The organism is Pseudomonas paeninsulae, assembly GCF_035621475.1.
GTDB classification, from domain to species: Bacteria; Pseudomonadota; Gammaproteobacteria; order Pseudomonadales; family Pseudomonadaceae; genus Aquipseudomonas; species Aquipseudomonas paeninsulae.
In genome coordinates, this window is sequence record NZ_CP141799.1 from 125,147 (window position 1) to 148,974 (window position 23,828).

A 23,828-nucleotide genomic window follows, 5' to 3' on the forward strand; every position below is an offset into this window, starting at 1 on the left:
TCTGGACTTATTGGGCTACGGGCTACGCGAAGTAGCCCACTAACCTTAAGGTTGAAACAAGCCCGCGTGCTGTAAGGCTGCGGGCTTTGCCGTTCTCCGCTTTCTCGAATGCAGGTTGCAGCCCATGCATGACAAGCAACTTTTAACCGCAAAGCTGGCCAGCAAAGAGCTGTCTACCGAAGAGCTGATCGCCCAGGACGTCGGCGCACGCACCCCGGATGGCGTCATGGCCCAGGCGATCGCCGGCCTGGCGCTGCTCTGGTCGTTGTTCCAGTTGTGGATCGCCTCGCCGCTGCCGTTCCTCTTCAACTTCGGCGTGTTGAACAGCACCGAGACCCGCGCCATCCATCTGGCCTTTGCCCTGCTACTGGCGTTTCTCGCCTTTCCGGCGTTCAAGCGCTCGCCGCGTGATCGCGTGCCGTTGCTGGATGTCGCCCTGGGACTGGTCGCCGCGGCCAGCGCGGCCTACCTGTTCATCTTCTACCAGGACCTGGCGCAGCGCCCCGGCATCCTGACCACCGCCGACCTGGTGACCGCCTGTATCGGTATTCCGTTGCTGCTCGAAGCCACGCGGCGAGCACTCGGTCCGCCGTTGGCGATCATCGCCCTGATCTTTCTGCTCTACAGTCTGGCCGGGCCCTATATGCCGGGCCTGTTGTCGCACCGCGGAGTGAGTTTCACGGCCCTGGCCAATCACCAGTGGATCACCACCGAAGGGGTGTTCGGCATCGCCTTGGGCGTGTCCACCAGCTTCGTGTTCCTCTTCGTGCTGTTTGGCGCGTTGCTCGAGCGCGCCGGCGCAGGCCACTACTTTATCCAGTTGGCCTTCAGCCTGCTCGGGCATTATCGCGGCGGCCCGGCCAAAGCGGCGGTGGTGGCCTCGGGCATGACCGGACTGATCTCCGGCTCCTCGATTGCCAACGTAGTGACCACCGGCACCTTCACCATCCCGATGATGAAGCGCACCGGTTTCTCCGCGGAGAAGGCCGGCGCGGTGGAAGTGGCGTCCTCGGTCAATGGCCAGATCATGCCGCCGGTGATGGGCGCCGCGGCCTTCCTGATGGTCGAATACGTCGGCATCCCCTACGTCGATGTGGTCAAGCACGCCTTCCTGCCGGCGCTGATTTCCTATATCGCGCTGGTTTACATCGTCCACCTGGAGTCGCTCAAACTCGGCCTTACCGCCCTGCCGCGCAACAGTCCGGCGCACCCCTGGCTGCGCCGCCTGACCGGCCTGGCCTTCGGTACGGCGCTGATCAGTGGGATTTCCCTGGGCGTCTACTACGGCCTCGGCTGGCTCAAACCGGCCCTCGGCGAGGGCTTTAGCTGGGTCGTCGGCGTGCTGCTGGCGGCGCTCTATCTCGGCCTGCTGAAGATCGCCGCCAGTGTGCCGCCGCTGCCGGCGGAAGACCCCGACGCGCCGCTGGACAAGCTGCCCGAGACGCGCGCGGTACTGCTCAGCGGCCTGCACTTCCTGCTGCCGGTGGTGGTGCTGGTCTGGTGCCTGATGATCGAACAGCTGTCGCCCGGGCTGTCGGCCTTCTGGGGCAGCGTGATGCTGGTGTTCATCCTGCTCACCCAGCGCCCGCTGCTGAGCTGGCTGCGTACCGACGGCAGCCACGAGCACGGCAGCTTCATGGACGGTCTGGTCGACCTGCGCGAGGGCATGACCGCCGGGGCGCGCAACATGATCGGTATCGGCATTGCCACCGCCGCCGCCGGACTCATCGTCGGCGCGGTATCGCAGACCGGGGTCGGCCTGGTGCTGGCGGATGTGGTCGAGTTGTTGTCGATGGGTAACCTGCTGCTGATGCTGCTGCTCACCGCGCTGCTCAGCCTGATCCTCGGTATGGGCTTGCCGACCACCGCCAACTACATCGTGGTGTCCAGCCTGCTGGCGCCGGTGGTAGTCACCCTGGGGCAGCAGAATGGCCTGATCGTGCCGCTGATCGCGGTGCACCTGTTCGTCTTCTACTTCGGCATCATGGCCGACGTCACCCCGCCGGTGGGCCTGGCCTCGTTCGCCGCGGCGGCGGTGTCCAAGGGCGATCCGATCAAGACCGGGCTGATGGCCTTCTACTACAGCCTGCGCACCGCGGCGCTTCCGTTCCTGTTCATCTTCAACACCGACCTGCTGCTGATCGACGTGGACTTCTGGCACGGCGTGCTGATCTTCATCGTCGCCACCGTCGCCATGCTGATCTTCGCCGCCGGCACCCAGGGCTACTTTCTGGTCAAGAGCCGCTGGCACGAGAGCCTGCTGTTGCTGCTGATCGCCTTCACCCTGTTCCGCCCCGGCTTCTGGATGGACATGCTCCACGACCCTTACCGCGATATTCCACCGGCGCAGTTGGTGCAGGCGCTGGGCGAGGTCGAGGCTGGCAGCCAGTTGCGCCTGCGCATCAGGGGCGAGGACGCGGTGGGCGATCCCCGCGAGTTCGCCCTGCTGCTGCCGGTGCCAGATGGCGAGACCGGTGAGCAACGCATGGCGAAACTCGGCCTGCTGACCTTTGAAGAAGACGGCAAGCTGCTGATCGACAGCGTCACCTTTGGCAGCCTGGCGGCCGAAGCGGGCCTGGAATTCGACCAGCAGATCCTCGTCGTACGCGCCCCGACCGAGCGCTGGCTGAAGGAGCTGATGTGGCTGCCGGGCTTGCTGTTGTTTGCCCTGGTGGTCTGGCTGCAGCGGCGGCGACGGATGCCGAATGAGGTGTCGGTTGGGGCCTGATAGGGAAGGCGACTCAGTGTTCCTCGGTGCGTGTGCGGCTCGCCCTACTGCGCAACTTGTTGCGCAGTAAACTGTGGATAAGCCTGTGGGTACTTCCCTGCAGGCCTTGCTGCCAATGGTCTGCAGGCCAGTGAGCAACTTGTTGCGCAGCACTGCGCAATAAGTTGCTCAACTTTCAGTGACTTACCACGCATTATGACTATTAATGTATTTGTGGTCATGCCAACTGATTGGTTTGTATCGGTTTTATAAAATTGGCACGCAAATAGCTCTCTATTTGGCTCCCGGATCACTTTTGATCCCTGACCCAAGGCAAGGAAAGCACTCATGCCAACACCCGCGTATCTGTCCCTCGAAGGCACCAAGCAAGGCCTGATCACCGCCGGCACCTTCACCGAAGATTCGGTTGGTAACATCTTCCAGGAAGGGCATGAAGACCAGATTCTGGTTCAGGCCTTCAGCCACCAGGTAATCATCCCGCGCGATCCGCAGTCCGGTCAGCCGACTGGCCAGCGCGTGCACAAGCCGCTGATGATCACCAAGGTGTTCGACAAGTCCTCGCCGCTGATCTTCAACTCGCTGACCTCCGGCGAGCGCCTGAACAAGTGCCGCCTGGAGTGGTACCGCACGTCCTCCACCGGTACCCAGGAGCACTACTTCACCATCGAGCTGGAAGATGCCGTGATCGTCGACGTGCAGTCGCGCATGCCGAACTGCCAGGATCCGAACATGTCGCACTTCACCCACCTGGAAGACGTCTACTTCACCTACCGTAAAATCGTCTGGACCCACGAAGTCTCCGGCACTTCCGGCTCCGACGACTGGCGTACCCCGATCTCCGCCTAAGCATCGGCTGAGTTCGTGCATCACCGCAGCGGCCAGGCATAGTCCTGGCCGCTGCGTTTCGCAGCAGAGTCACTCGTAAAAAGACGAATGTGCACGTTCAGCGGGCCGCGTCTGAGTTAAAACAGCTGCGCGCCAAGCCGCTTCGACTCATGGAACGAAAGAAGAGGAACAACGAATGTTCGCCCCTGCCAACCAGACCCACTTCAGCCTGAGCATCGAAGGCCTCGCGCACGATCTGCAGGTGCTCGCATTCAGCGGCCGCGAGGCGATCAGCCAGCCCTTCGAATTCGAGTTGGAACTGGTCAGCGAACGTCCCGACCTCGACCTGGAAAGCCTGCTGCATCAAGCGGCCTTTCTGGCCTTGTCACCCGCCGGCAACGGCATCCACGGGCAGATCTATCGTGCCGCCCAGGGCGAGTCCGGCAAGCGCCTGAGCCGTTACCACCTGACCCTGCGTCCGCAGCTGGCCTACCTGGCGCACCGCACCAATCAACGCATCTTCCAGCACCTGACGGTGGCGCAGATCATCGGCCAAGTGCTCGAAGAACACGGCATCCAGGCCAACGCCTACCAATTCCAACTCGGCTCGATCTACCCCGAGCGCGAGTACTGCGTGCAGTACGACGAAAGCGACCTGCACTTCGTCCAGCGTTTGTGTGAGGAGGAGGGTATTCACTACCACTTCCAGCACAGCACCGACGGGCATGTGCTGGTGTTCGGCGACGACCAGACGCCGTTCCCCACGCTCGCCCCCACGGCTTATCAGCAAGACAGCGGCCTGGTCGCCGACGACCCGGTAATCAAACGCTTCGGCGTGCGCGTGGAAACCCGCAGCAGCCGGGTGACCCGTCGCGACTACGACTTCGAAAAACCGCGCCTACTGCTGGAGGCCGAGGCCAAGAGCGAGTTCGTCCCGGACCTCGAGGACTACGACTACCCTGGCCGTTTCGTCGAGCGCGAGCGCGGCAAACACCTCAGCCAGCGCGCCCTCGAACGCCACCGCCACGACTTCGAACTGGCCCAGGGCGAAAGCGACCAGCACCTGCTGGTCAGCGGCCACTTCCTCGCCGTCACCGACCACCCGCGGCCCAGCTGGAACGACCTCTGGCTGCTCAGTGAAATCCACCACCAAGGCAAACAGCCGCAAGTGTTGGAAGAGTCCATCACTAGCGCTCCCTCTCCCCTCCGGGGAGAGGGCTGGGGTGAGGGGGCAGGCGACACCGATTTCATCCAAGGCTACCGCAACCGCTTCAGCGCTACGCCCTGGACGGTGTCGTACCGGCCAAGCCTCGAACACCCCAAGCCACGCATCCTCGGCAGCCAGAGCGCGGTGGTCACCGGCCCCGCCGGCGAAGAAATCCACTGCGACCAATACGGCCGGATCAAGGTGCAGTTTTTCTGGGACCGCCACGGCCAGGCCGACGACAAGACCAGCTGCTGGCTGCGCGTATCCAGCAGCTGGGCCGGTGACCGCTACGGTGCCATCGCCATCCCGCGGGTGGGCATGGAAGTACTGATCACCTTCCTCGAAGGCGACCCCGACCAGCCGCTGGTCACCGGCTGCCTGTACCACAAGGAACACGTCGTCCCCTACGACCTGCCGGCGAACAAGACCCGCACGGTCTTCAAGACCCTGAGCAGCCCCGGTGGCGCCGGCTACAACGAGCTGCGCATCGAAGACAAGAAGGGCGAGGAGCAGATCTATATCCACGCCGAGCGCGACTGGGACGAGAACATCGAACACGACCAGAAGATCCGCATCGGCAACCAGCGCCACGACACGGTCGAGGCCAACAGCTACAGCGAATTCAAGGCTGAAGAACACCGCACCACCCACCTCGACCGCAAGAGCGAAATCAAAGCCTCCGACCACCTGACCGTCGGCAACAACCAGCACATCAAGATCGGCACCGGCCAATTTATCCACGCCGGCAACGAAATCCACCTGTCCAGCGGCCAGAAGGTCGTACTCGAAGCCGGCAGCGAACTGACCTTAAAAGCCGCCGGCAGCTTTATCAAGCTGGATGCCAGCGGCATCACCCTGGTCGGCCCGCTGATCAAATTCAACTCCGGCGGCGGCCCGGGCAGCGGCTCGGGGGCGGCGCCGGTGTTGCCGGGGATGGTCAAGCCGGCGGATGCGGATAAAGCCGGGGAATTGTTGATTCAGGCCCAGAAACAGGCGCTGCAACGTAAGCAACCGCTTTGCGTCATCTGCGAATCCGCCAAGCTGGAGGCCGCAGATGCCGACTAACGATCTGCGTCAACTGCCGTCAGCCTTGTCCTGGGACGCTCCCGCTTACCTGCTGTTGGACGGCATCAGCGTCGAGACACTGCCGCAACGGCTATATGAGTGGTATGAGTCACCTGACTTCGACGTCTTGTACCTGGATACCCCCTGGGCTGAATTGGGTGATGTGTCCCCTTGCTTGGTGCGCCTGAGCGGGCAACAGGACCCAGCACTGGCCGCTTTTCTGCGCAACAGCCACGACGAATGGGGCTACCTGTTATTCAGTCGCGCCAGCCGGGCTGAGGTGCTGAGCCACTTGCGCTGGCTGGTATGCGTGCGCCACCCGTTGGGTGAAGAGATGCTGCTACGCCTGGCCGATCCGGCGGTGATTCACGCCTTGTTTGAGCCCGCGATGCGGGCCGCAGATACCACGTTATTTGGGCCCATCGAGCATATTGTTGTCGCAGATAGCCTGCACAACTGCTGGTACCAGCACTCATGCCCAGGCGTGGCACCCACCAATGATCATGGGCGCGCCTACCCGCTCACTGACGAACAGGTGCAGCGTTTAGGTGAGGTCAGTTTTCGCAGCATGTTGATCCGCCTTGATGCCCATATGCGTGAGTATTTTCCCGAGTTCCAACAGCCGCTGGATCATGTACAGCGCTGGCAGCATTTAAAGGCATTGGCCGAGCGTGGCTATGCCCAGGGCTTCTATAGCGAACATGAGATCACCCTCTACGCCAATATTTTCGGCTTTTTGGGTGATGGTGCCCTGCAGGCTCATGCAGACATTGCTGAATTACTGACGCAAAAATCGTCACTAACGCCCTCACAGCGAATTGAACAGGCTGCGGACCTGGCTTACGCCCGTGCCCAGACAGTGGAAAGGATCTCCTCATGACCGGCGGCAACCCCAATCACACCGACAAAAGTAGAGACGACGTAAAAAGCCCGTTCGCCGCCTGCCCGCATATGAAAAACAAGGTGCAGCTGTTGCCCTTGCGCTATGGCCTGGTTGAGCGGCTCGATCCCTCAGCGGAGCTGAGCCTGCCTTACACACTCAAGTCGCGGCCATTGGGTATTCGTTGGCTCAGGGATGGCTGGCTGTATGTGGTAGTCGGAAAACAACCCAAGGCGATTTTGCATGAGTACCGCATTGATAAGGGGGTCATTACCCAGCTGCTGTGGAACAAGGCCGAGGTCACTGCCGACAAGCGGGAGGCAAGTGTCGGCAAAGCCCAACTGATTTTCTCCCGCAACGATCCGCTGCATGTGGCCTACTCCGAGGTGCAATGGACCGCCGCGAAATGCGCTCAGGTGCTAAAGAGCTCTAAAGAGCGTGATCACTTTATGCAAGCCGTAGACCTCGGCCGGGTCGACCCTATTAAGGGAGCTGCGGATCTACTGACCGGTGATCAGGCCGCTAAATGGCTTGCCGAGGTAGCCGAGAAGCCAGCCGCGCAGAACGCGAGCCAAGGAACGAAGCCTGAAGAAGTTCTGGACTATGCCTGGGAGCAGCCGCCGCTGTTTCAGCAGGCCCTGTCAGGCAGGCTAAAGAGGGGGCTGAATGCTGAGTGCAAGCAAGATTATCTCCACCTGATGGTTCGCGACGACATTGGGGTTTTGCGTGATCTTGCTACCCATCAAGACCTCGTTGCCGGTTGGATCACCGATTGGAGCAGTGCCGAAACCAACCAGAAGAAGTATGTGATCGGCTGCTATATCGAGTCCTTGTACAGCCTGAACGAACAGCTTGTGCTCAGCGCCTCCAAGCAGGACCCACGCTTCGCCAAGCTTGAAGACGAAACCGATCCGACCCAACGCCAGAGCATCGTCGACTACATCAACGTCAAGTACAAAACCCAGTGGAGCGGCCCCGGCACGCACAGTGGAGCCATCAAGGCTTCGCGTATGCGCATGCGCCAGAGTCTTGGAGCGCCGCTCTATGCCCGCTATGAAGACTTTATCGAAAGCCTCGATGAGAATGCCGAAGATGCTTTGGAAGGCGCAAAGCTGGGACAGAAAGGTATAGACGATCTGATTGATCGCCCCGGCATGGAGGCTTTTCTCAAGCAGCAGCGCACCCAGCTCAAACGCTGGAACCAGCGGCTTGATCTCATCACCGAAGATCGCATTGCCCTGCTCAAGGCTGAACGCTTCCACCGCGCGGCCTGGTACTTCGACCCCCACTCGAGCGAGCAGGTGGAGGCCGCACTCGCCACTGAGTACGCCTGCCTGAAAGATATATGCCGCACCGACAAAGCCACCGACGCGATGGCCGATCTGCTGGATAAGCGCCCGGAGCTGAGCTTGCCTGGGTTTTTCACCCTGAGTCACAGCGATCAGATCGATATGCAGGCCAAGCTCTCCAGCTTGATCAAGGGCATGCGTGGTGTGGCCATGGCCAGCAATGACTACAGTGGGGCGCAGGAGCTTAGCCTCCAGTTCAAGGGCTTGGTCCAGCAACAGTTGCCGAGTGTTTTCCATCTCAGCGAGGAGGCCATTACCCTTGATCAGGTGCGCAACACCGCCTACGAGCCCGCCAAACAACTGCGTCTGGCCACCGCTATGGACAGTGCCATGCACGGGCTACGCAACGCGACTCCGCTGGACCCCGGCAAGGTGCTGCGCGCCCTGCCGGGGGCGGCGTGGCTGGACGTGCTGCGGGCCTTTGGCAAAGGCGGCATCACCCTGGAGTTCGCTTCCGCCAGCCAGATTCAGGCATTTGAAGCAGATACCCGCCAGTTGGCAGAGCTGCGTGGCACGCTCACCGCGCTGAAACATCAAATCAGGCAGACTCTCGCCTTCGAGCGCCGGGGTCGGCTGCCCCGAGGCAGCCACCGCAGCCTGCTGGCTGAACGCAAGAAGCTGCAATCAAGCCTGATTCCGCTGGAGAGCCGAGTTGCCTCCGCCATCAACCCTGTTGGCGAAGGCCCGAGCAAAGCCGGGGCCAAGATCAAAGGCCTCAACAGCACCCAGGTCGCCGAGTTTCAGCGCATGGCCGAGGACTTTCGCCTTAAACGGCCATTCAAGGGCTTGAGTGGCGCGGTATTCCGCTCGGCCGGAGCGGATATATTTGCCTCGGCCGTGGCGGTTTGGCAGATACGCAATTTTGTGGTGGTTTTTACAGAGTTCCAACGGAAAGCGGATAAAAGCTGGGTAGACCGAGGCATGCTCGCTAATGCTATTTTCTCAATGGCTAGCGGTGTATTTGCTGCCGCTCAGGGCATTGCTGTAACCAGTCTTTCAGTCGCCATCAATAACTACACCAGTGTCGCTGGAAAAATCAATATGGCCGCACGCCTAGGTAAGCTCACCGCCAACTTTGGTCTACCAGCCTATCTATCCAGCGTGATCGCCACATCCATTAGCTTGAAAGACAATATCGGCAAGTTTAACGAGGGCCTGCGCCGGGGTGATGCGGGCATGCTGGCCGGTGCCGGGATGGCAAGCGTAGGCGATGCCGGGCAAATCGGCCTGAACAGTTGGGCCTCCTACAGATCGGCCGGCATTGTAATTGGCGTGTTAAAGGATACCCAGCAAGCCCGCGCGACAGCCTGGGCTGTCGCCGGTGGCCGTCTGGTCAGCATCGCTGCACGAGCCAACCTGATTGGCCTGGCCTGGCCTTGACCGGCCTGCAACTGGGCGGGGAGTGGATTTACAACCGCAATAACCTGAGCAAACTCGACGACTGGCTGCAACAAGGCCCCTGGGGCCTGCGCGATGCCCAGCGGCCATTGGCGGCCGAACACCTGCGCCTGGCCACGATCACCGCTGCGCCAAGCGCGGGGTTGCAGCCTGGCAAGGCAGCCAGCCTGTTTATCCTACAGGTGCCCGGCGTAATTACTGCCGAGCTGGATGATAGCGGCATAAGCCTGGCCGCCTACTGGCTCAGCAACCTCCAGCGTAACGATTGGGAGCCCTGGAGCGAGCCACTGCTCTACCAGTTCAAATTACTCAGTAAACTGCACGAGCCGCTGCTACTGGGGCTGGAGATTTACCCTCAGGAGGCCAACGCCCAGCACGGCCTGGCCATCGAGTTGCGCTACCCACCGTTGGCAGGCAGCGACAGCGTGCAGACCAAGCGCTTTGAAAGCCTGACCCTGAATGCCCAGCAAGGCAAACCCATGGCCGAAGTCACACTGCTGCGCGTACGCACCGCTAATGCCCCCAGCCTGTCGCTTACGCTGGATACTCTCGACCTACCTGCCACAAGCTAAAGGACCCAGCAACCCCCATGGCCAAAGCCCCCGCAGACCCCGACTTCGACCTGAAAAGCCAGCGCCCCAGCGCCGGTGAAGTCCGGCGCTTCGCCACCGGCGAAGCCCTGTTTCTTGCCCCCTTGCCGCTGCCCACCGGACACGCACCGATGGACCTAGGCGGCAGCTTTCTCGAAGTTAACGACACCTACCTCGATGTGGGGCAAAGCAACTTCAATAAAGCCTTTCAGGCGCAGCTGATGATTTGGGGGGTAATGTTTATCCTGATTGTGTGCTTGATAGTTCTTCCATTAGTTGAAATGTCCATGTTTTTTGGTGACCCTCACGAGCGTTCATTTATGACTCATTTCATGAGCATGCTTGAGGGCCTCCGTTTTTACTCGCTCATAGCACTATTAGGTGGTGGATTTTTCTCTGTTTTAGGTGCCACCGCAGTTATCCGCACCACCCTGCAAAAAGCCCGCGCCCGGCCCATGCGTTTTAACCGCCAGCGCCGCGAGGTCTGCTATTTTCCGAGCGGTTCGGACGAGCCGATCATTCAGCCGTGGGAGGAGCTGGTGGCCTGGGTCTCGATCAGCACCGGCACCACCGGCGAGGGCATCATAAGTACCTATACCCTGGGTATGGCCCTCGACAACCCGAAAACCGACAAGACCCACTTCCTCAACCAAGGTGTACTGACCCCGGCCCACGGCCTGTCCAAGTGGGAAGCCATCCGGGTGTATATGGAAAAAGGCCCGGCCTTTTGCCCCGGCAAAGCCCCCCACGAGGGTCGCCACACCTTTGATGAAGAACGTGAATCCATGCGCGAAGCCTACCGTGAAGGCGACTGCTCGGCGATCGGCGTGGCCTGGTGGTACCTGCGCAATATCGTCACCTGGTGGCGCTTCCCCTACTGGGTCGCCGAGTGGGACCACCGCTACAGCATGAAGGTCATGCCCGCCAGCATCGAGCAATGGTCGCAGCCCGTGCCGCCCGCACAATGGGCCAAGCCCAGTAGCGCGCTGCTGGTGCAAACGGTCCAGATCGAAAAGGCCTTCGCCAAAGGTCAGAGTTTTATGGATTACTTCAATAGCACGCTAGGCGAACCGGCGAGCATGCAGGGCGAGCGCAGTTAAAGGACCCAGCAGTCCCAATGGCCAAAGCCCCTCGCAGAACCCGACTTCGACCTGAAAAACCAGCGCCCCAGCGCCGGTGACGTCCGGCGTTTCGCCACCGGCGAAGCCCTGTTTTTTGCCCCTTTACCGCTGCCACCGGGCGCGCTCCGATGGACCTAGGCGGCAGTTTTCTGGATCACCCAAAGGGACTTTGCCAAAGTATGAATGCCCCCGTAGCCCCGCCGAAGTCCTATGCCGACTCGGCCTACCGCAGCAACGCCATTCCAGCTCAACCTCCACATAAGTGGTCGCAGGATGCCAATCGAGCTGGCCCAACCCGCACCCAATTGCGCTGGGGGCATTACGCCAATCTGGATACTTGGCAGGATGTAGATGCGCAACTACAGCCGGCAGCGCGCAATAGTTTGGATGAGAAAAAAGAAGATGATCTTTATATCAATCAAAAGCGCTGGAACTTCGATAACACCAGCAAATGGATGATTTTATTTTCGTATCTTAAGTGGTCATCTATTTTCTTTATACCTTGGTTTTTTTGGATGCCCAAGAGCCCTGGTACTTACCAGATGACGCGCAATGCGCCATATTTCACGCAGTGGGACAACAACGGCTTCGCTTTTGGAGAGTATGGCCTGACCTCTACTTCTGGCGAGTGCTAAAAATGGGAGGATTACCCGCAAGGCTCAGTCGCGGGCCGGCTCCAACACCGCCAGCAGAGTGGCCAAGCTCGCGTCCAGCGCCGCCAGCTCGGCGGCGCTCAGCGGTGCGAGGATGCGCCGCTCATTCTCCAGATGCGCCTCCACGGCACGGTCAACCAATTCCAGTCCACTCGGGGTCAAGCGCACCAGCAGGCTGCGCGCATCCTCGCGGTTGGCTTCGCGCTCGATCCAGCCGCTGGCCTCCAGGCGTTTCAGCCGATGGGTCATGGTGCCCGAGGTGATCATCAGGGTGGAGAACAAGGCTGTCGGGGCCAGGCAATAAGGCTTCCCGGAGCGCCTGAGCGTGGCCAGCACATCGAACTCCCAGGTGCTCATGCCGAAGGTTGCGAACGTCTCGTCCAGCAGTCGGCCGAGGAGGACGGAGCAGCGTTTGACCCGGCCGATGGCAGCCATCGGGCCTAGGTCCAGATCCGGCCGCTCCCGGCGCCATTGCCCGAGGATGGCGTCTACCGCATCCGGCTGTCGATCTGCACTCATCAGGAAGTCTCACTTGTCTTGATATCAAGATTAATTCATGTCAGGCTCGAATTATATCTTGAGTTGAAGGTAATTACATGAGCGCTGAAAAAACCTACCCAACCTGGGTCGATGCGTTGCTCACCGCATTGGCGCCGGCCATCTGGGGCTCGACCTATATCGTCACCACCGAGCTGCTGCCGCCGGACCGCCCGTTCACAGCCGCCCTGCTGCGCACTCTGCCAGCAGGGATATTGCTGGTGCTATACAGCCGGCACCTACCCAAGCGTGCCGGGTGGGGCCGCTTAGCGGTGCTCGCGGCGCTGAATATCGGCTTCTTTCAGGCCTTGTTGTTTGTCGCGGCGTATCGCCTGCCAGGCGGCTTGGCGGCCGTAGTCGGAGCCATTCAGCCATTGCTGGTGATTGGGCTAGTGTGGACTCTGGACCGGCGCCAACCAGCCTACCTGGCCGTGTGTGCCAGCCTGTTTGGGGTCGCCGGCATGGCTGCTCTGCTGCTGGCGCCGGGCGCCGTGTGGGACCCTATCGGCATCGCGGCGGCGTTTGTCGGCACCGCGTGCATGGCCCTCGGCACTTACTTGACTCGGCGTTGGCGTCCGGCCATGCCCCTACTGGCCCTCACCGGTTGGCAGCTGTTGCTAGGCGGATTGATGCTGGCGCCGGTGGCCTGGCTTGTCGACCCGCCCCTGCCGACGCTGAGCACCACGCACATGCTGGGGTATGCCTATCTCTCGTTGTTCGGTGCGCTGCTGGCCTATGCCCTGTGGTTTCGCGGCATTGCCCGTCTGGCGCCGGTCGCGGTGTCGTCGCTGGGCCTGCTCAGCCCCCTGGTGGCGGTGGTCATGGGCTGGGCATTACTCGGCCAGAGCATCACCGGGTTGTCGCTGGTTGGTCTGTTGACCGTGCTCGGCAGCATCCTGGCGGTGCAGTGGGCCTCAAGCGTCCCGGCGTCAACACCACAACCGCAAGTTGTCCGTTGATACCTATCTGAACCGGCATCGAGTTTGCGCCGCTTCTCCCATAGCCTTCGCCAGGAGAATTGCATGTCCAGCGCCATCAAGCAGCTGATCGAATCGCGGGTTTCAACCGGCCGTTATGCAGTCGATCGGGATCTGTCTGAGCAAGTCATCAGCGAACTGGTAGGCCTGGCCACCCGCGCGCCGTCGGCCTACAACCTGCAGAACTGGACGTTCATCGCGGTGCGCTCCGCCGAGGCCAAGGCGCGGCTACACACAGTGGCCTACGGGCAACGGCAGGTGCTGGAAGCGCCGGTCACCTTCATCATCTGCGGCACGCTGGCGGCGCATGAGGGCCTCGCCGATGCGCTGCAGCCGGCGCTCGACGCGGGCATTCTCGATCAGTCAATCGTCGAGGGCTGGGTCGCCGCGGCCACGGGCTCGCATCAGGGCAATCCACAGTTACAACGCGACGAGGCGCTGCGCTCTGCTTCCCTGGCCGCGATGACGCTAATGCTCGCCGCCCAGGGCATGGGCCTGTCGACTGGGCCGATGAGCGGTTTCGATGCAGCTGGCGTGGCGCGCGAGTTTGGCTTGGCCGCAAATGAGGTGCCGGTCATGCTGGTCACCGCGGGCTACCCCGCGCCCGGCAACTGGCCCCAGAAGCCGCGCAAGCCGGTGCATGAGGTAATGGCGTTTGCCTGAGGGCTTGCGCTGGGCGCTGGCTTGCTGTGACGGGCCTATAGCTCGGCGCTACTCGCCACCCACTTCCTCCGCATGCAGCGCGCCTGTCTCTTTGCTTCCCAGCACCGCATAGGCACTGCTGCAGAACAGCGAGTTGAGACGTTTCATGTCGCCGATCAGCTCCATGTGCAGCGAGCTGGTTTCGATGCTTTGCACCACCTGGCGATGCAGGCGGCCGACGTGGGCGTGGGCCAGACGGCGTTCCTGGATGCGGAAGCGGCGTTTCTCGTGGAGCAGTTGGCGGGCGCTCTCGGCGTCGCCGGAGAGAAACACGTTGAGTCCCAGGCGCAGGTTGGCCATCAGCTGGGCGTGCAGGCCGGTCAGTTCTTCCAGGCCGCTCTCGGAGAAGGCATGGCGTTGCGCGGTTTTTTCGTCCTGCACCTTGCCGAGCATGCGCTCGATGATGTTGCCGGCCTGCTCCAGGTTGACCGCCCACTCGAGAATTTCCGCCCAACGCCTGCTGTCCTGATCGCTGAGCGCCTCACGCGGCACCTGAGCCAGGTACAGCTTGACCGCGCTGTAGAGGGCATCGACATCGTCATCCAGGCGGCGCAGCTCCTTGCTCAGCGCCGGCTGGTTGCTGCGCAGTACTTCCAGCAGATGGTTGAGCATGGTCTCGATCAGATCGCCGATGCGCAGGGTTTCGCGCACCGCATTGGCCAGCGCCAGGCTCGGTGTGGCCAGGGCCGTGGGGTCGAGATGACGCGGTCGGGCGACGCCGCCGGTGTCGGCGCGATCTGGCAGCAGCCAGTTGCAGAAGCGCGCCATCGGCCCGACGCTGGGCAGCATCAGCACACAGCGCAGGCTGTTGTAGAGCAGGTGGAAGCCGATTACCAACTCGGCCGGGCGCCAGTTCAGGCTGTCAAGCCAGCTCACCAGCGGGTTCAACAGGGGGATTACCAGGATCAGGCCGATCAGCTTGTACAGCAGGCTGCCGAGCGCCACCCGGCGCCCCGCCGGGGTCTGCAGGCTAGCCGTCAGGAAGGCCAGCAGGCCGCTGCCGATATTGGCGCCGATCACCAGGCCAATGGCCACTGGCAGGCTGATCAACCCGGCGCCGGCCAGGGTCGCGGTGAGCAGCACGGCGGCCAGGCTGGAGTAGGAAATCAGGGCGAACAAGGCGCCGATCAGGGCATCCAGCAGCAGGTCGCCGGTCAGTGAGGCGAACAGCACCTTGATCCCGTGGGCCTGGGTGATCGGCGTGGCGGCAGCGACGATCAACTCCAGCGCCAGGAGCATCAGGCCCAGCCCGATGCCCACGCGGCCAAGCTGGCCGGCGCGGGTTTGCCGGCGTGAGAGGAAGAAGATCACCCCGAGAAAAATCAGCAGTGGCGATAGCCAGCTCAGGTCGAAGGTCAATACCCGCGCCATCAGCGCCGTGCCGACGTCGGCGCCGAGCATGATCGCCAGGGCTGGCGTCAGCGCCATCAAACCCTGGCCGACGAAGGAGGTGACCAGCAGCGCGGTGGCGTTGCTGCTCTGTACCAGGGCGGTGACGCCGATACCGGCGGCAAACGCCAGGGGCCGCTTACTGACGTTGTGGCTGAGGACCTTGCGCAGCTGCGAGCCGTACACGCGCAGGATGCCGGTACGGACGATATGGGTTCCCCAGATCAGCAGGGCAACAGCAGAAAGCAGATTGAGCAGGGTCAGCATCGTGCATCTCCCTGACAGGGGCGCCCACGTGCGGGCAACAAACGGATGTGGAGCAGGTTACCCGCGGCGCCGGGCCCAGGTCGATAGTGCTGGCCCGGGATCGAATAGTTTTTATCGGGCTTATCTTAAGCTGTAGTCGGCGATTGGCGTTCGCGCCAACCGCCAAGGGCCAGGTAGGTGCTCAGTCGGGCAGACGTTCGGCCAGTTGCAGCAGGCTGGCGACCTGTAAATCCGGCTCGATGCCCCAGGGGTCGAATTGGGCCTGTTCACTGCGTTTGACCCAGGCGCTGCGCAGGCCGGCGTGGCTTGCACCGAGCACGTCGAAGGGGTTGCTGGAGACCAGCCAGGTGGTTGCGGCGGCGCTGCCGGTGCGGCTCAGCAGGTGCTGGTAAACCAGCGGCGCCGGCTTGAAGCTACGTACCGCCTCGACGCTGACGATTTCGTCGAAGAAGTCCACCAGGCCGGCCTGTTTGAGCAGGGCACCGACTGCTGCCTGGCTGCCATTGGAGAAGGCATAGAGGCGAATCCCGCGTTGTTGCAGGGCGAGCAGCCCTGAGGCGCTGTCGGCGAAGGCCGGCAGGTGGCTCCAGGCATCCAGCAAGCCTTGTTGCGCCGCGGCGTCAAACGGGGCCTGGGTCTGCGCACAAACAAACGCCAGAGCCTCACGGGTGCACTGGGCAAAATCCACGTAGGCGCCCATCAGGCCGCGCCGGAAACTGTACTCCAGCTGCTTGTCGCGCCAGCTCTGGTAGAAGACCTCGGCGCGCTCGCCGAGGGTCGTGCGCAGTTGCCGGGTGACGTCGCTGGGGTCGATCAGGGTGCCGTAAACATCGAAGGCAAGGGTGGGCATGGCGATTTCCTCATTGGACTGCTGGACGCCAGGGTGGCAGACGCGCTCCCTGCCGGCACTTGCACCTAAGTGGCATGGCTCGGCAACCGCTTGATGGCGCCGTCGGCTTGGCCGAAGCCGCGCTCCAGCTTGAGCTTGAAGCTCAGATCGTGGCGTTCCTCGTGCCTCCTGGTCTTGTGTACTCGTATCCTCGCGCTCGGGCGACACTGGCTGTCGCCCCGCGCTGCCAGACTGGTTAATCTAGCAGCCTGGCGGACTTAACGCTGGCCTACTGTGGGAAAGCCGGGCGTGGTTAGTTTTGCTATGCGTTTTCGTTAAATAGCCAGCTATTGGCCTCGAAAAAGCAGCAAAACTGCCTCAACCCGAAAAGTCGGACCCCGGGCTTCCCCTCGCCACAGCCGGTCGAATCCGACAGGCTGCTAGCGCTTCGCAACGGATGCAGTGCCAACCATGCTCAATCTTTATCATGCCCCCGACCTGGAAACCCTCGGCGAACTGGCGACTACGCTGCTCGCCCAGCCGCTGCATGAGCCCTTCGCCCCGGCGTTGGTGGTGGTGCCGAGTCAGGGCATGGGCCGTTGGCTGACCCTGGAGCTGGCGCGCAAGCAGGGCATTGCCATGCAGCTCGAGGTGCAGTTGCCGGCCAAGTTCGTCTGGGACCTGTCGCGCCTGGTTCTGGGGCAGCTGCCGGAGCAATCGGCGTTCGCCCCGACCACCCTGGCCTGGCGCCTGTACGACTGGCTGTGCGAGCCGAGCAAGCTGGGCGAGGCGCCGCGTCTGGCGCATTACCTGGAGGGCGGCGACGAGCGCCGGCGCCTGTCGCTGGCCAGCAAGATCGCCGACGTATTCGACCAATACCTGCTGTATCGCGACGACTGGCTGGCCGCCTGGGAGCGCAATGAGCTGCTCGACCTGGGGCCGGACGAAGCCTGGCAGGCGCTGCTCTGGCGCGAGCTGACCCGCGATGGCCATCCGCATCGCGCGCGGTTGCTCGAAGACCTGTTGCGCCGCCTGTACGACGATACGGCCATCGCCAATCTGCCCGAGCGCCTGCTGGTGTTCGGCATCAGCAGCCTGCCGACCCACCATCTGCGCGTGCTCGAAGGCCTGGCGCGGCATACCGAGGTGGTGATCTTTGCCCTCAACCCCTGCCGCGAGGCCTGGGGCGAGATTCGCGATATCCGCGAGCTGGCCCGGCAACCCGAGCTGAGCCCGGATGACTGGTACCTGGATGTCGGCCATCCGTTACTGGCCAGCCTGGGCAAGCAGGGCCGCGACTTCTTCGACAGCCTGTTCTCCCTGGCTTCGGCCGAAGGCAGTCAGGAAACCGGCCTGTACTCCGAGGATGACGATCTGCACGACGCCAGCCTGCTGCAGGCGCTGCAGAACGACATCCTGCGCCTGCGCACCCGCCCGGCCGGTGAACGCCTGCTGTTGCGCGAGGACGACCGCTCGCTGGAGCTGCATATCGCCCATTCGCCGCTGCGCGAGGTGGAAATCCTGCATGACCAGTTGCTCGCCCGCTTTGCCACCGAGCCTGAATTGACCCCGGACCAGGTGGTGGTACTGACCCCGGATATCGAGCGCTACGCGCCTTATATCGAGGCGATTTTCGCGGCTAAAACCGGCGGCCCACGGATGGCCGGCCCCCGCATTCCCTTCAGCCTGGCCGACCGCAGCCTGCGCGCGGAAATCCCCCTGATCGAAGCCTTCCTCAACCTGCTGGCGCTGCCCGACAGCCGCTTTGCCGCCGAGGAAATCCTCGCCTGGCTGGAGCAGCCGGCGATCGCCCGCCGCGCCGGTATCGAAGCCGAGGACCTGACGTTGCTGCGCGACTGGCTGCGCGAGGCCGGCGTGCGCTGGGGCCGCGACGGCGCGCATCGCCAGCAACTGGGTCTGCCGGCCGACAGCGCCTTTACCTGGCGCCAGGGCCTGGATCGCCTGCTGCTGGGCTTCGCCGCGCCGCCACAACTGGCCGGCGTACAGGCTCCCTTGCTCGGCGACAGCTGGCCGCTGGATGCCCTGGAAGGTGGCCGCGCGCAGTTGCTTGGGCGCCTGATCGCCTTCGTCGAGCGCCTGGCCGCCCTGGCGCAGAGCCTGCAGCACCCACGCAGCCTGAGCGAATGGGCCGAGACCCTGTTGCAGTTGGTCGACGGCCTGTTCGACGAGCGCGAGGCCGGTGACACCTTGTTATTGTTGTCCAGAGCCTGCGCGGCGCTGCAGGATCAAGCGCTGGCTTCCGGCATCGAGCGACCGCTGGAGCTGGCGCTGATCCGCCAGCAACTGACGTCGGCGCTGGAGCAGGGCGGCGGCGCCTCGGGTTTCCTCACCGGCGCGGTGACCTTCTGCACCATGGTGCCGATGCGCAGCCTGCCGTTCCGCCTGGTCTGCCTGCTCGGCCTGGATGACGGCGCCCTGCCACGGCGCACCCCGGCCGCCGGCTTCGACCTGATCGGCCAGAAACCCCGGCGTGGCGACCGCGCCCGGCGCCTCGACGACCGTTACCTGCTGCTGGAAACCCTGCTCTCGGCGCGTGGCGGCCTGTACCTCAGCTACGTCGGCCGCGACCCGCGCAGTAACGCCGTATTGCCACCCTCGGTGCTGGTCAGCGAACTGCTGGATGTCATCGACCTCACCGCGGTCTGCGCCGATCCACAGACGCAAACGGCCAGCGCGCGCATTACCCACCAGCACCCGCTGCAGCCCTTCGCCTCTGGCAACTTCGCCGGTGGCGCACAGGCCGGTTTCGCCGCGCCCTGGTTCCGCGCCGCCCAGCGCCTGAGTGAGGCGGTCGCAGCACCGCAGCCCTTCGCCAGCACCCTGGCCGCGCCGGGCGGCGATCAGCTGACCCTGGAACCCAGCCAGCTGATCCACTGCTTCAAGCACCCGGCGCGCTACCTGCTGGAACAGCGCCTCGGCCTGCGCCTGGCGCAAAGCGAGGAAGCCCTGGCCGGCGACGAACCCTTCAGCGTCGAATGGACTAGCCAACACGGCCTGCGCCAACTGGCGCTGCGGGCCGTCGAGCAAGGCTGGAGCGAGCGTGCGGAACGCAGCGTGGCCGCCGCCTCAGGCTGGTTGCCGGTGGGCGAACTGGGCCAGGCGCACTGGGGGCAGATTCGTGGGCCGATCCGCGCCTTCGCCCCGACCCTGTTCGACGAGCGGCCGAGTGATGCGCCGCAACCGCTGCTGGTGGATATCCAGCTGGCCGGCGTGCGCATCCACGGCTGGCTCGACGGCGTCAGCGCCAGCGGCCTGTTCGACTACCGCCTGCGCGATCTCGGCGCCTGGGAGCTGGCGCCGTTCTGGCTGCGCCACCTGCTGCTCAATTGCGCCGCCACCGCGGACATCGCCCGCGACAGCCGTCTGCTGTCGCCGAAAAGCGAATGGCGCCTGGGGCCGTTGGCCAACCCGTTGCAACTGCTCGAACCCTGGCTCGAAGCCTATAAAAGCGCGCTGTGCGAACCGCTGCCGGTGCTGGCCAAGTGCAGTTATGGCTTCGCCCGTAAATGGCGCAAGCCCGGCCGTAAGGAACCGCTCGACGCCGCGCGCAGCGAAGCGCGGGTCATGTGGCAAGGCAACGATTATATGACTGGCGAAGGTCAGGACCCCTGGAACGCCCTGGCCTTCCGCGACCGCGACCCGCTGGACGCACGTTTCGAGGCGCTGGCCGAACAGCTCTACGGCCCGGCCCTGGATGCCCTGCGCGGCAGTGACGAGGATGAGGCATGACGAGCGCACCGTTGGACCTGCTGCACGACAGTTTCGCCGGCCGCTCGCTGATCGAAGCCAGCGCCGGCACCGGCAAGACCTGGACCCTGACCGCCCTGTACGCCCGCCTGCTGCTGGAGAAGCGCCTCAGCGTCAGCCAGATCCTGGTGGTGACCTTCACCACCGCGGCCACTGCCGAATTGCGCGAGCGCATTCGCTTGCGGCTGGCCGAGTTGCTGGCGGTCTACGACGCCGGCCCCGGCGCGGACGAGTTGCTCAATCGCTTGCACGCCGAGTACCCGGACGCGGCCAGTCATCGGCGTCTGCTGCTGGCGGTGCACGGCTTCGACGAGGCGGCGATCTTCACCATCCACGGCTTCTGCCAGCGTGCGCTGCAGGACGCCGCATTCGAGGCCGGCGGCGACTTCGACAACGAGCTGACCCACGACGACCGCGAGATTCTCGACGCCTTGCTCGCCGACCTCTGGCGCCACGAGCTGGCCGCCGCCGAGCCGGAGTGGGCGGCCTTTCTGGTACAGCACAAATTGACGCCGCAGAGCCTGCGCCAGCGTCTGCGCAACCACCTGGGCAAACCCTACCTGCGCATCGAGCCGCAGCCCGGTGCCAGCAGCGAGATGAGCGCCCTGCGCAATGCCTGGCAGCACGCGCGGGACTGCTGGCAGCAACTGAGCGGTGAATGGCTGCAGCAGCTCAAGGCCTTCGACGGCTTCAAGAGCAATATGTGCAACCCGCTCAAGCTCGGCGCCTGGCAAGGCGAGCTGGACGGCTACTTCAGCGATGCCGCCGCGCTGTTCAGCAAGACCGAGGCGCACCAGCGGCTGGCGCGTGAAGGCCTGGCCAAGGCCAGCAAGAAGGGCAGCAGTGCGCCGGACAGTCCGCTGGCCGATGCCCTGCAAGGCCTGTGCGACGCCCTGCAGACCGCGCAGCCTGAAGCCGAGCAACGCCTGATCGACCTGCAGGTACGCCTGATCGGCCAGCTCAACCAACAATTGCCGCAGCGCAAGGCCGCCCAGCGTCTGCTGGCCTTCGACGACCTGCTCAACAAGCTGCAGCAGGGCCTCTACGGCGAGGGCGGCGAACACCTGGCCGGCACCCTGCGCGAACAATACCCGGTAGCGCTGATCGACGAGTTCCAGGACACCGACCCGGTGCAGTACCAGGTGTTCCGGCGGATCTATGAACACCAGGGCGACCTGTGTTTCGTCGGTGATCCGAAACAAGCGATCTACGCCTTCAGGGGCGCGGACCTGGCCACCTACCTCAAGGCTCGCGACGAGGCGGCGCGCCAGTACAGCCTGGCCACCAACCACCGCTCCACCCCCGAGTTGATTGCCGCGCTCAACCAGCTGTTCGACCGGCCCATGCCGTTCGCCGAGCCGGGCCTGAGCTATCCGCAAGTCGGTGCCAGCCAGCGGGCACGGGCGCAGTTGGTGCTACCGGTTGTCGATGCAGAGCAGGACGCGCCCTTGGCCCTGGTCTGGCTGGACGACGACTACCTCGGCAAGGGCGAAGCCGGCGCTCTGGTCGCCCGCGATACAGCCCGGCGCATCGCCGCCTTGCTGGCGGCGAGCAGTCGCGGCGAGGCCTATTTCGAGGCGCAGGGCGAGCGGACTCCGCTCAAGGGCGGCGATATCGCCGTCCTGGTCGCCAGCCACCGTCAGGCTGGAGACGTCGCCGCCGAGCTGGCCGCGCGCGGGGTGCCCAGCGTGCGCCGCGGCAAGGAAAACGTCTGGCACAGCGAAGAGGCCGGCGAGCTGGCCGCGGTGCTGGCCGCCTACGCCGAGCCCGGCCGCGAAGGTGCGCTGCGCTACGCCCTGGCCAGCCGCCTGCTTGGCCGTAGTGCCGCGGATCTGGCGGCCTGCCAGGACGACGCCCAGGCCTGGGATAGCGAACGCGAAGCCGCTGAGCGCTACCACCAACTCTGGCAGCAACAGGGTTTTATGCGCGCCTTCCGCGCCTGGCTGGACGAGCAGCAGGTGGCGCCGCGTCTGCTCGCCCTGGTCGATGGCGAGCGCCGGCTGACCAACCTGCTACACCTGGCCGAACTGCTGCAGAGCGAGAGCCTGCAACGGCCGGGGCTGGAGCAATTGCTGAGCTGGTTCAACGCCCAGCGCAGCGCCGAAAGCCACGGTGAAGAAGCCCTGTTGCGCCTGGAAAGCGATGCCGAGCGGGTGCAGATCGTCACCATCCACACGTCCAAGGGCCTGGAATACCCCCTGGTGTTCTGCCCCTACCTGTGGGACGGCGCCTTGCTGCGTCAGAGCGAAGACATCACCTGCCATGCCGACGACGGTGCGCCGTTGCTCGATTTGGGTGGCGAAGACTTTGATACGCACCGCGAACGCGCCCGCCATGAGCGTTTCGCCGAGCGCCTGCGCCTGACCTACGTGGCCCTGACCCGCGCCCGCGACCGCCTCTGGTTGCACTGGGGGCCGGTGGACTGCAAGCCGAAAAAGGACGGCACGCTCAGCGAGGCTGGCTTGCACAGCAGTGCCCTGGCCTGGCTGCTGCACGGTCGCCAGTTGCCGGGAGAGGATGCCCTGGGCGAACTCGCCGGCCATCTGCAAGCGCTCAGCCCCAGCGGCCTGCGCGGCGAAATCGATCAGTTGGTGGGCTCAAGCCACGGCCATATGGCCGTGCAAGCACTGCGCGAGAGTGAAGCCAGCGCCGCCGGTGAGCGCCGCGCACCGCCGCCCCAGCAGCTGGACCACATGAACCGCAGCCTGCACAGCGCCTGGCGCATCGGCAGCTTCTCCGGCCTGGCTTCCGGCATGCACATGGAAGCGCCGGACCGCGACAGCCTGGTGCTGCCCGCCGCCAGCGAGCCGGGTAGCGGCTTCTTCGCCTTCCCCCGCGGCGCCCGCGCCGGCACCTGCCTGCATGCGATCCTGGAAGACTGGGCACGCGGCAAGGCGCCATTGCCTGAGCTGATCGAGCCGGCGCTGCGCGGTCATGGCATCAGCTGCGACTGGAGCGAGGTGGCGTTGAGTCAGTTGCAGCAGGTGATCGACAGCGATCTCAACGGCGCCGGCCTGACCCTGGCCAGCCTGCAGTCGGCGCGCCGCCTGCCGGAGCTGGGCTTCACCTTTCCAGTGGTCAATCTCGATCTGCAGCGCCTGCGCGCGATCCTCACCGATCCGGCTCATGGCCTGGCCGCGCCGATGCGCGAAGCCGCCGCCCGTTTGGAGTTCGACAGCCTCAAGGGTTTCCTCAAAGGCTTTATCGACCTGACTTTCGAGCACGACGGCCGCTGGTATATCGCCGACTACAAGTCCAACTGGCTCGGCCCGGACGCCAGCTACTATGGCGGCGAACGCCTGCTCCAGGCTCTGGCCGGCGAGCATTACTACCTGCAATACCTGATCTACCTGGTGGCGCTCCGGCGTTTCCTGCGTCAACGCCTGGCCGACTTCGACGGCAGCCAACTAGGCGGCGCCTATTACCTGTTCCTGCGCGGCATGCCTAGCGCCGGGGTGTACTTTTCTCGTCCAGCGGATGGCTTGCTGGATGCGCTGGATCGGTTGTTCGAGGGCAAGTCATGAGGCCTGAACGCGTGTTATT

Annotated in this window: 15 protein-coding genes; 12 read left to right on the plus strand and 3 right to left on the minus strand. The window is 63.8% G+C overall.

From position 1 onward, the window contains the following. Window positions 1-154: 154 nt before the first annotated feature. The 8 genes from VCJ09_RS00590 to VCJ09_RS00625 all read left to right on the plus strand — a co-directional run bounded on the left by VCJ09_RS00590 (window position 155) and on the right by VCJ09_RS00625 (window position 11,798). Window positions 155-2,728 (plus strand): TRAP transporter permease, encoded by a 2,574-nt coding sequence (locus tag VCJ09_RS00590; RefSeq protein ID WP_324734738.1) that lies wholly within the window; start codon window positions 155-157, stop codon window positions 2,726-2,728. A gap of 327 nt (window positions 2,729-3,055) precedes the next feature. Next, a complete protein-coding gene (locus tag VCJ09_RS00595) occupies window positions 3,056-3,574 on the plus strand; it encodes an Hcp family type VI secretion system effector (RefSeq protein WP_079204194.1) in 519 nt (172 codons plus the stop codon). A gap of 175 nt (window positions 3,575-3,749) precedes the next feature. After that, window positions 3,750-5,825, plus strand: a complete 2,076-nt coding sequence (gene tssI, locus VCJ09_RS00600; protein WP_324732700.1) for a type VI secretion system Vgr family protein — start codon at window positions 3,750-3,752, stop codon at window positions 5,823-5,825. 55 nt (window positions 5,826-5,880) lie between these two features. Next, entirely contained in the window at window positions 5,881-6,705 is an 825-nt protein-coding gene (locus VCJ09_RS00605) for a DUF4123 domain-containing protein (protein WP_324732701.1), read from the plus strand. Further along, the gene (locus VCJ09_RS00610) at window positions 6,702-9,434 is read left to right on the plus strand and encodes a toxin VasX (RefSeq protein WP_324732702.1); all 2,733 of its coding nucleotides are present in this window, start codon (window positions 6,702-6,704) and stop codon (window positions 9,432-9,434) included. Before VCJ09_RS00605 ends, VCJ09_RS00610 begins: the two co-directional genes overlap by 4 nt. Then, the gene (locus VCJ09_RS00615) at window positions 9,431-10,024 is read left to right on the plus strand and encodes a hypothetical protein (RefSeq protein WP_324732703.1); all 594 of its coding nucleotides are present in this window, start codon (window positions 9,431-9,433) and stop codon (window positions 10,022-10,024) included. Before VCJ09_RS00610 ends, VCJ09_RS00615 begins: the two co-directional genes overlap by 4 nt. Before the next feature lie 17 nt (window positions 10,025-10,041). Further along, complete coding sequence (locus VCJ09_RS00620) at window positions 10,042-11,142, plus strand: DUF6708 domain-containing protein (RefSeq protein WP_324732704.1); 1,101 nt, start codon at window positions 10,042-10,044, stop codon at window positions 11,140-11,142. Window positions 11,143-11,342: 200 nt separating this feature from the next. Continuing rightward, window positions 11,343-11,798, plus strand: a complete 456-nt coding sequence (locus VCJ09_RS00625; protein WP_324732705.1) for a hypothetical protein — start codon at window positions 11,343-11,345, stop codon at window positions 11,796-11,798. Between the two features lie 24 nt (window positions 11,799-11,822). Here the strand turns inward: VCJ09_RS00625 and VCJ09_RS00630 are convergent, their stop codons facing one another. Next, window positions 11,823-12,335, minus strand: a complete 513-nt coding sequence (locus tag VCJ09_RS00630; protein WP_324732706.1) for a MarR family winged helix-turn-helix transcriptional regulator — start codon at window positions 12,333-12,335, stop codon at window positions 11,823-11,825. Between the two features lie 77 nt (window positions 12,336-12,412). On the opposite strand from VCJ09_RS00630, the gene VCJ09_RS00635 reads away from it, so the two are divergent. Further along, window positions 12,413-13,312 (plus strand): EamA family transporter, encoded by a 900-nt coding sequence (locus VCJ09_RS00635; RefSeq protein WP_324732707.1) that lies wholly within the window; start codon window positions 12,413-12,415, stop codon window positions 13,310-13,312. Between the two features lie 63 nt (window positions 13,313-13,375). Further along, window positions 13,376-13,993 (plus strand): nitroreductase family protein, encoded by a 618-nt coding sequence (locus VCJ09_RS00640; RefSeq protein WP_324732708.1) that lies wholly within the window; start codon window positions 13,376-13,378, stop codon window positions 13,991-13,993. Between the two features lie 48 nt (window positions 13,994-14,041). Here VCJ09_RS00640 and VCJ09_RS00645 read toward each other — a convergent pair whose 3' ends face one another. Together VCJ09_RS00645 and VCJ09_RS00650 are read right to left on the minus strand one after the other, a co-directional pair. Continuing rightward, complete coding sequence (locus VCJ09_RS00645) at window positions 14,042-15,688, minus strand: Na/Pi cotransporter family protein (protein WP_324732709.1); 1,647 nt, start codon at window positions 15,686-15,688, stop codon at window positions 14,042-14,044. 181 nt (window positions 15,689-15,869) lie between these two features. Further along, window positions 15,870-16,538: a haloacid dehalogenase type II gene (locus VCJ09_RS00650; protein WP_324732710.1), complete on the minus strand. Its 669-nt coding sequence runs from the start codon at window positions 16,536-16,538 to the stop codon at window positions 15,870-15,872. A gap of 450 nt (window positions 16,539-16,988) precedes the next feature. Between VCJ09_RS00650 and recC the strand changes: the two genes are divergently transcribed. Further along, entirely contained in the window at window positions 16,989-20,267 is a 3,279-nt protein-coding gene (gene recC, locus VCJ09_RS00655) for an exodeoxyribonuclease V subunit gamma (RefSeq protein WP_324732711.1), read from the plus strand. Then, a complete protein-coding gene (gene recB / locus VCJ09_RS00660) occupies window positions 20,264-23,809 on the plus strand; it encodes an exodeoxyribonuclease V subunit beta (RefSeq protein WP_324732712.1) in 3,546 nt (1,181 codons plus the stop codon). Before recC ends, recB begins: the two co-directional genes overlap by 4 nt. The last annotated feature ends 19 nt before the right edge of the window (window positions 23,810-23,828 follow it).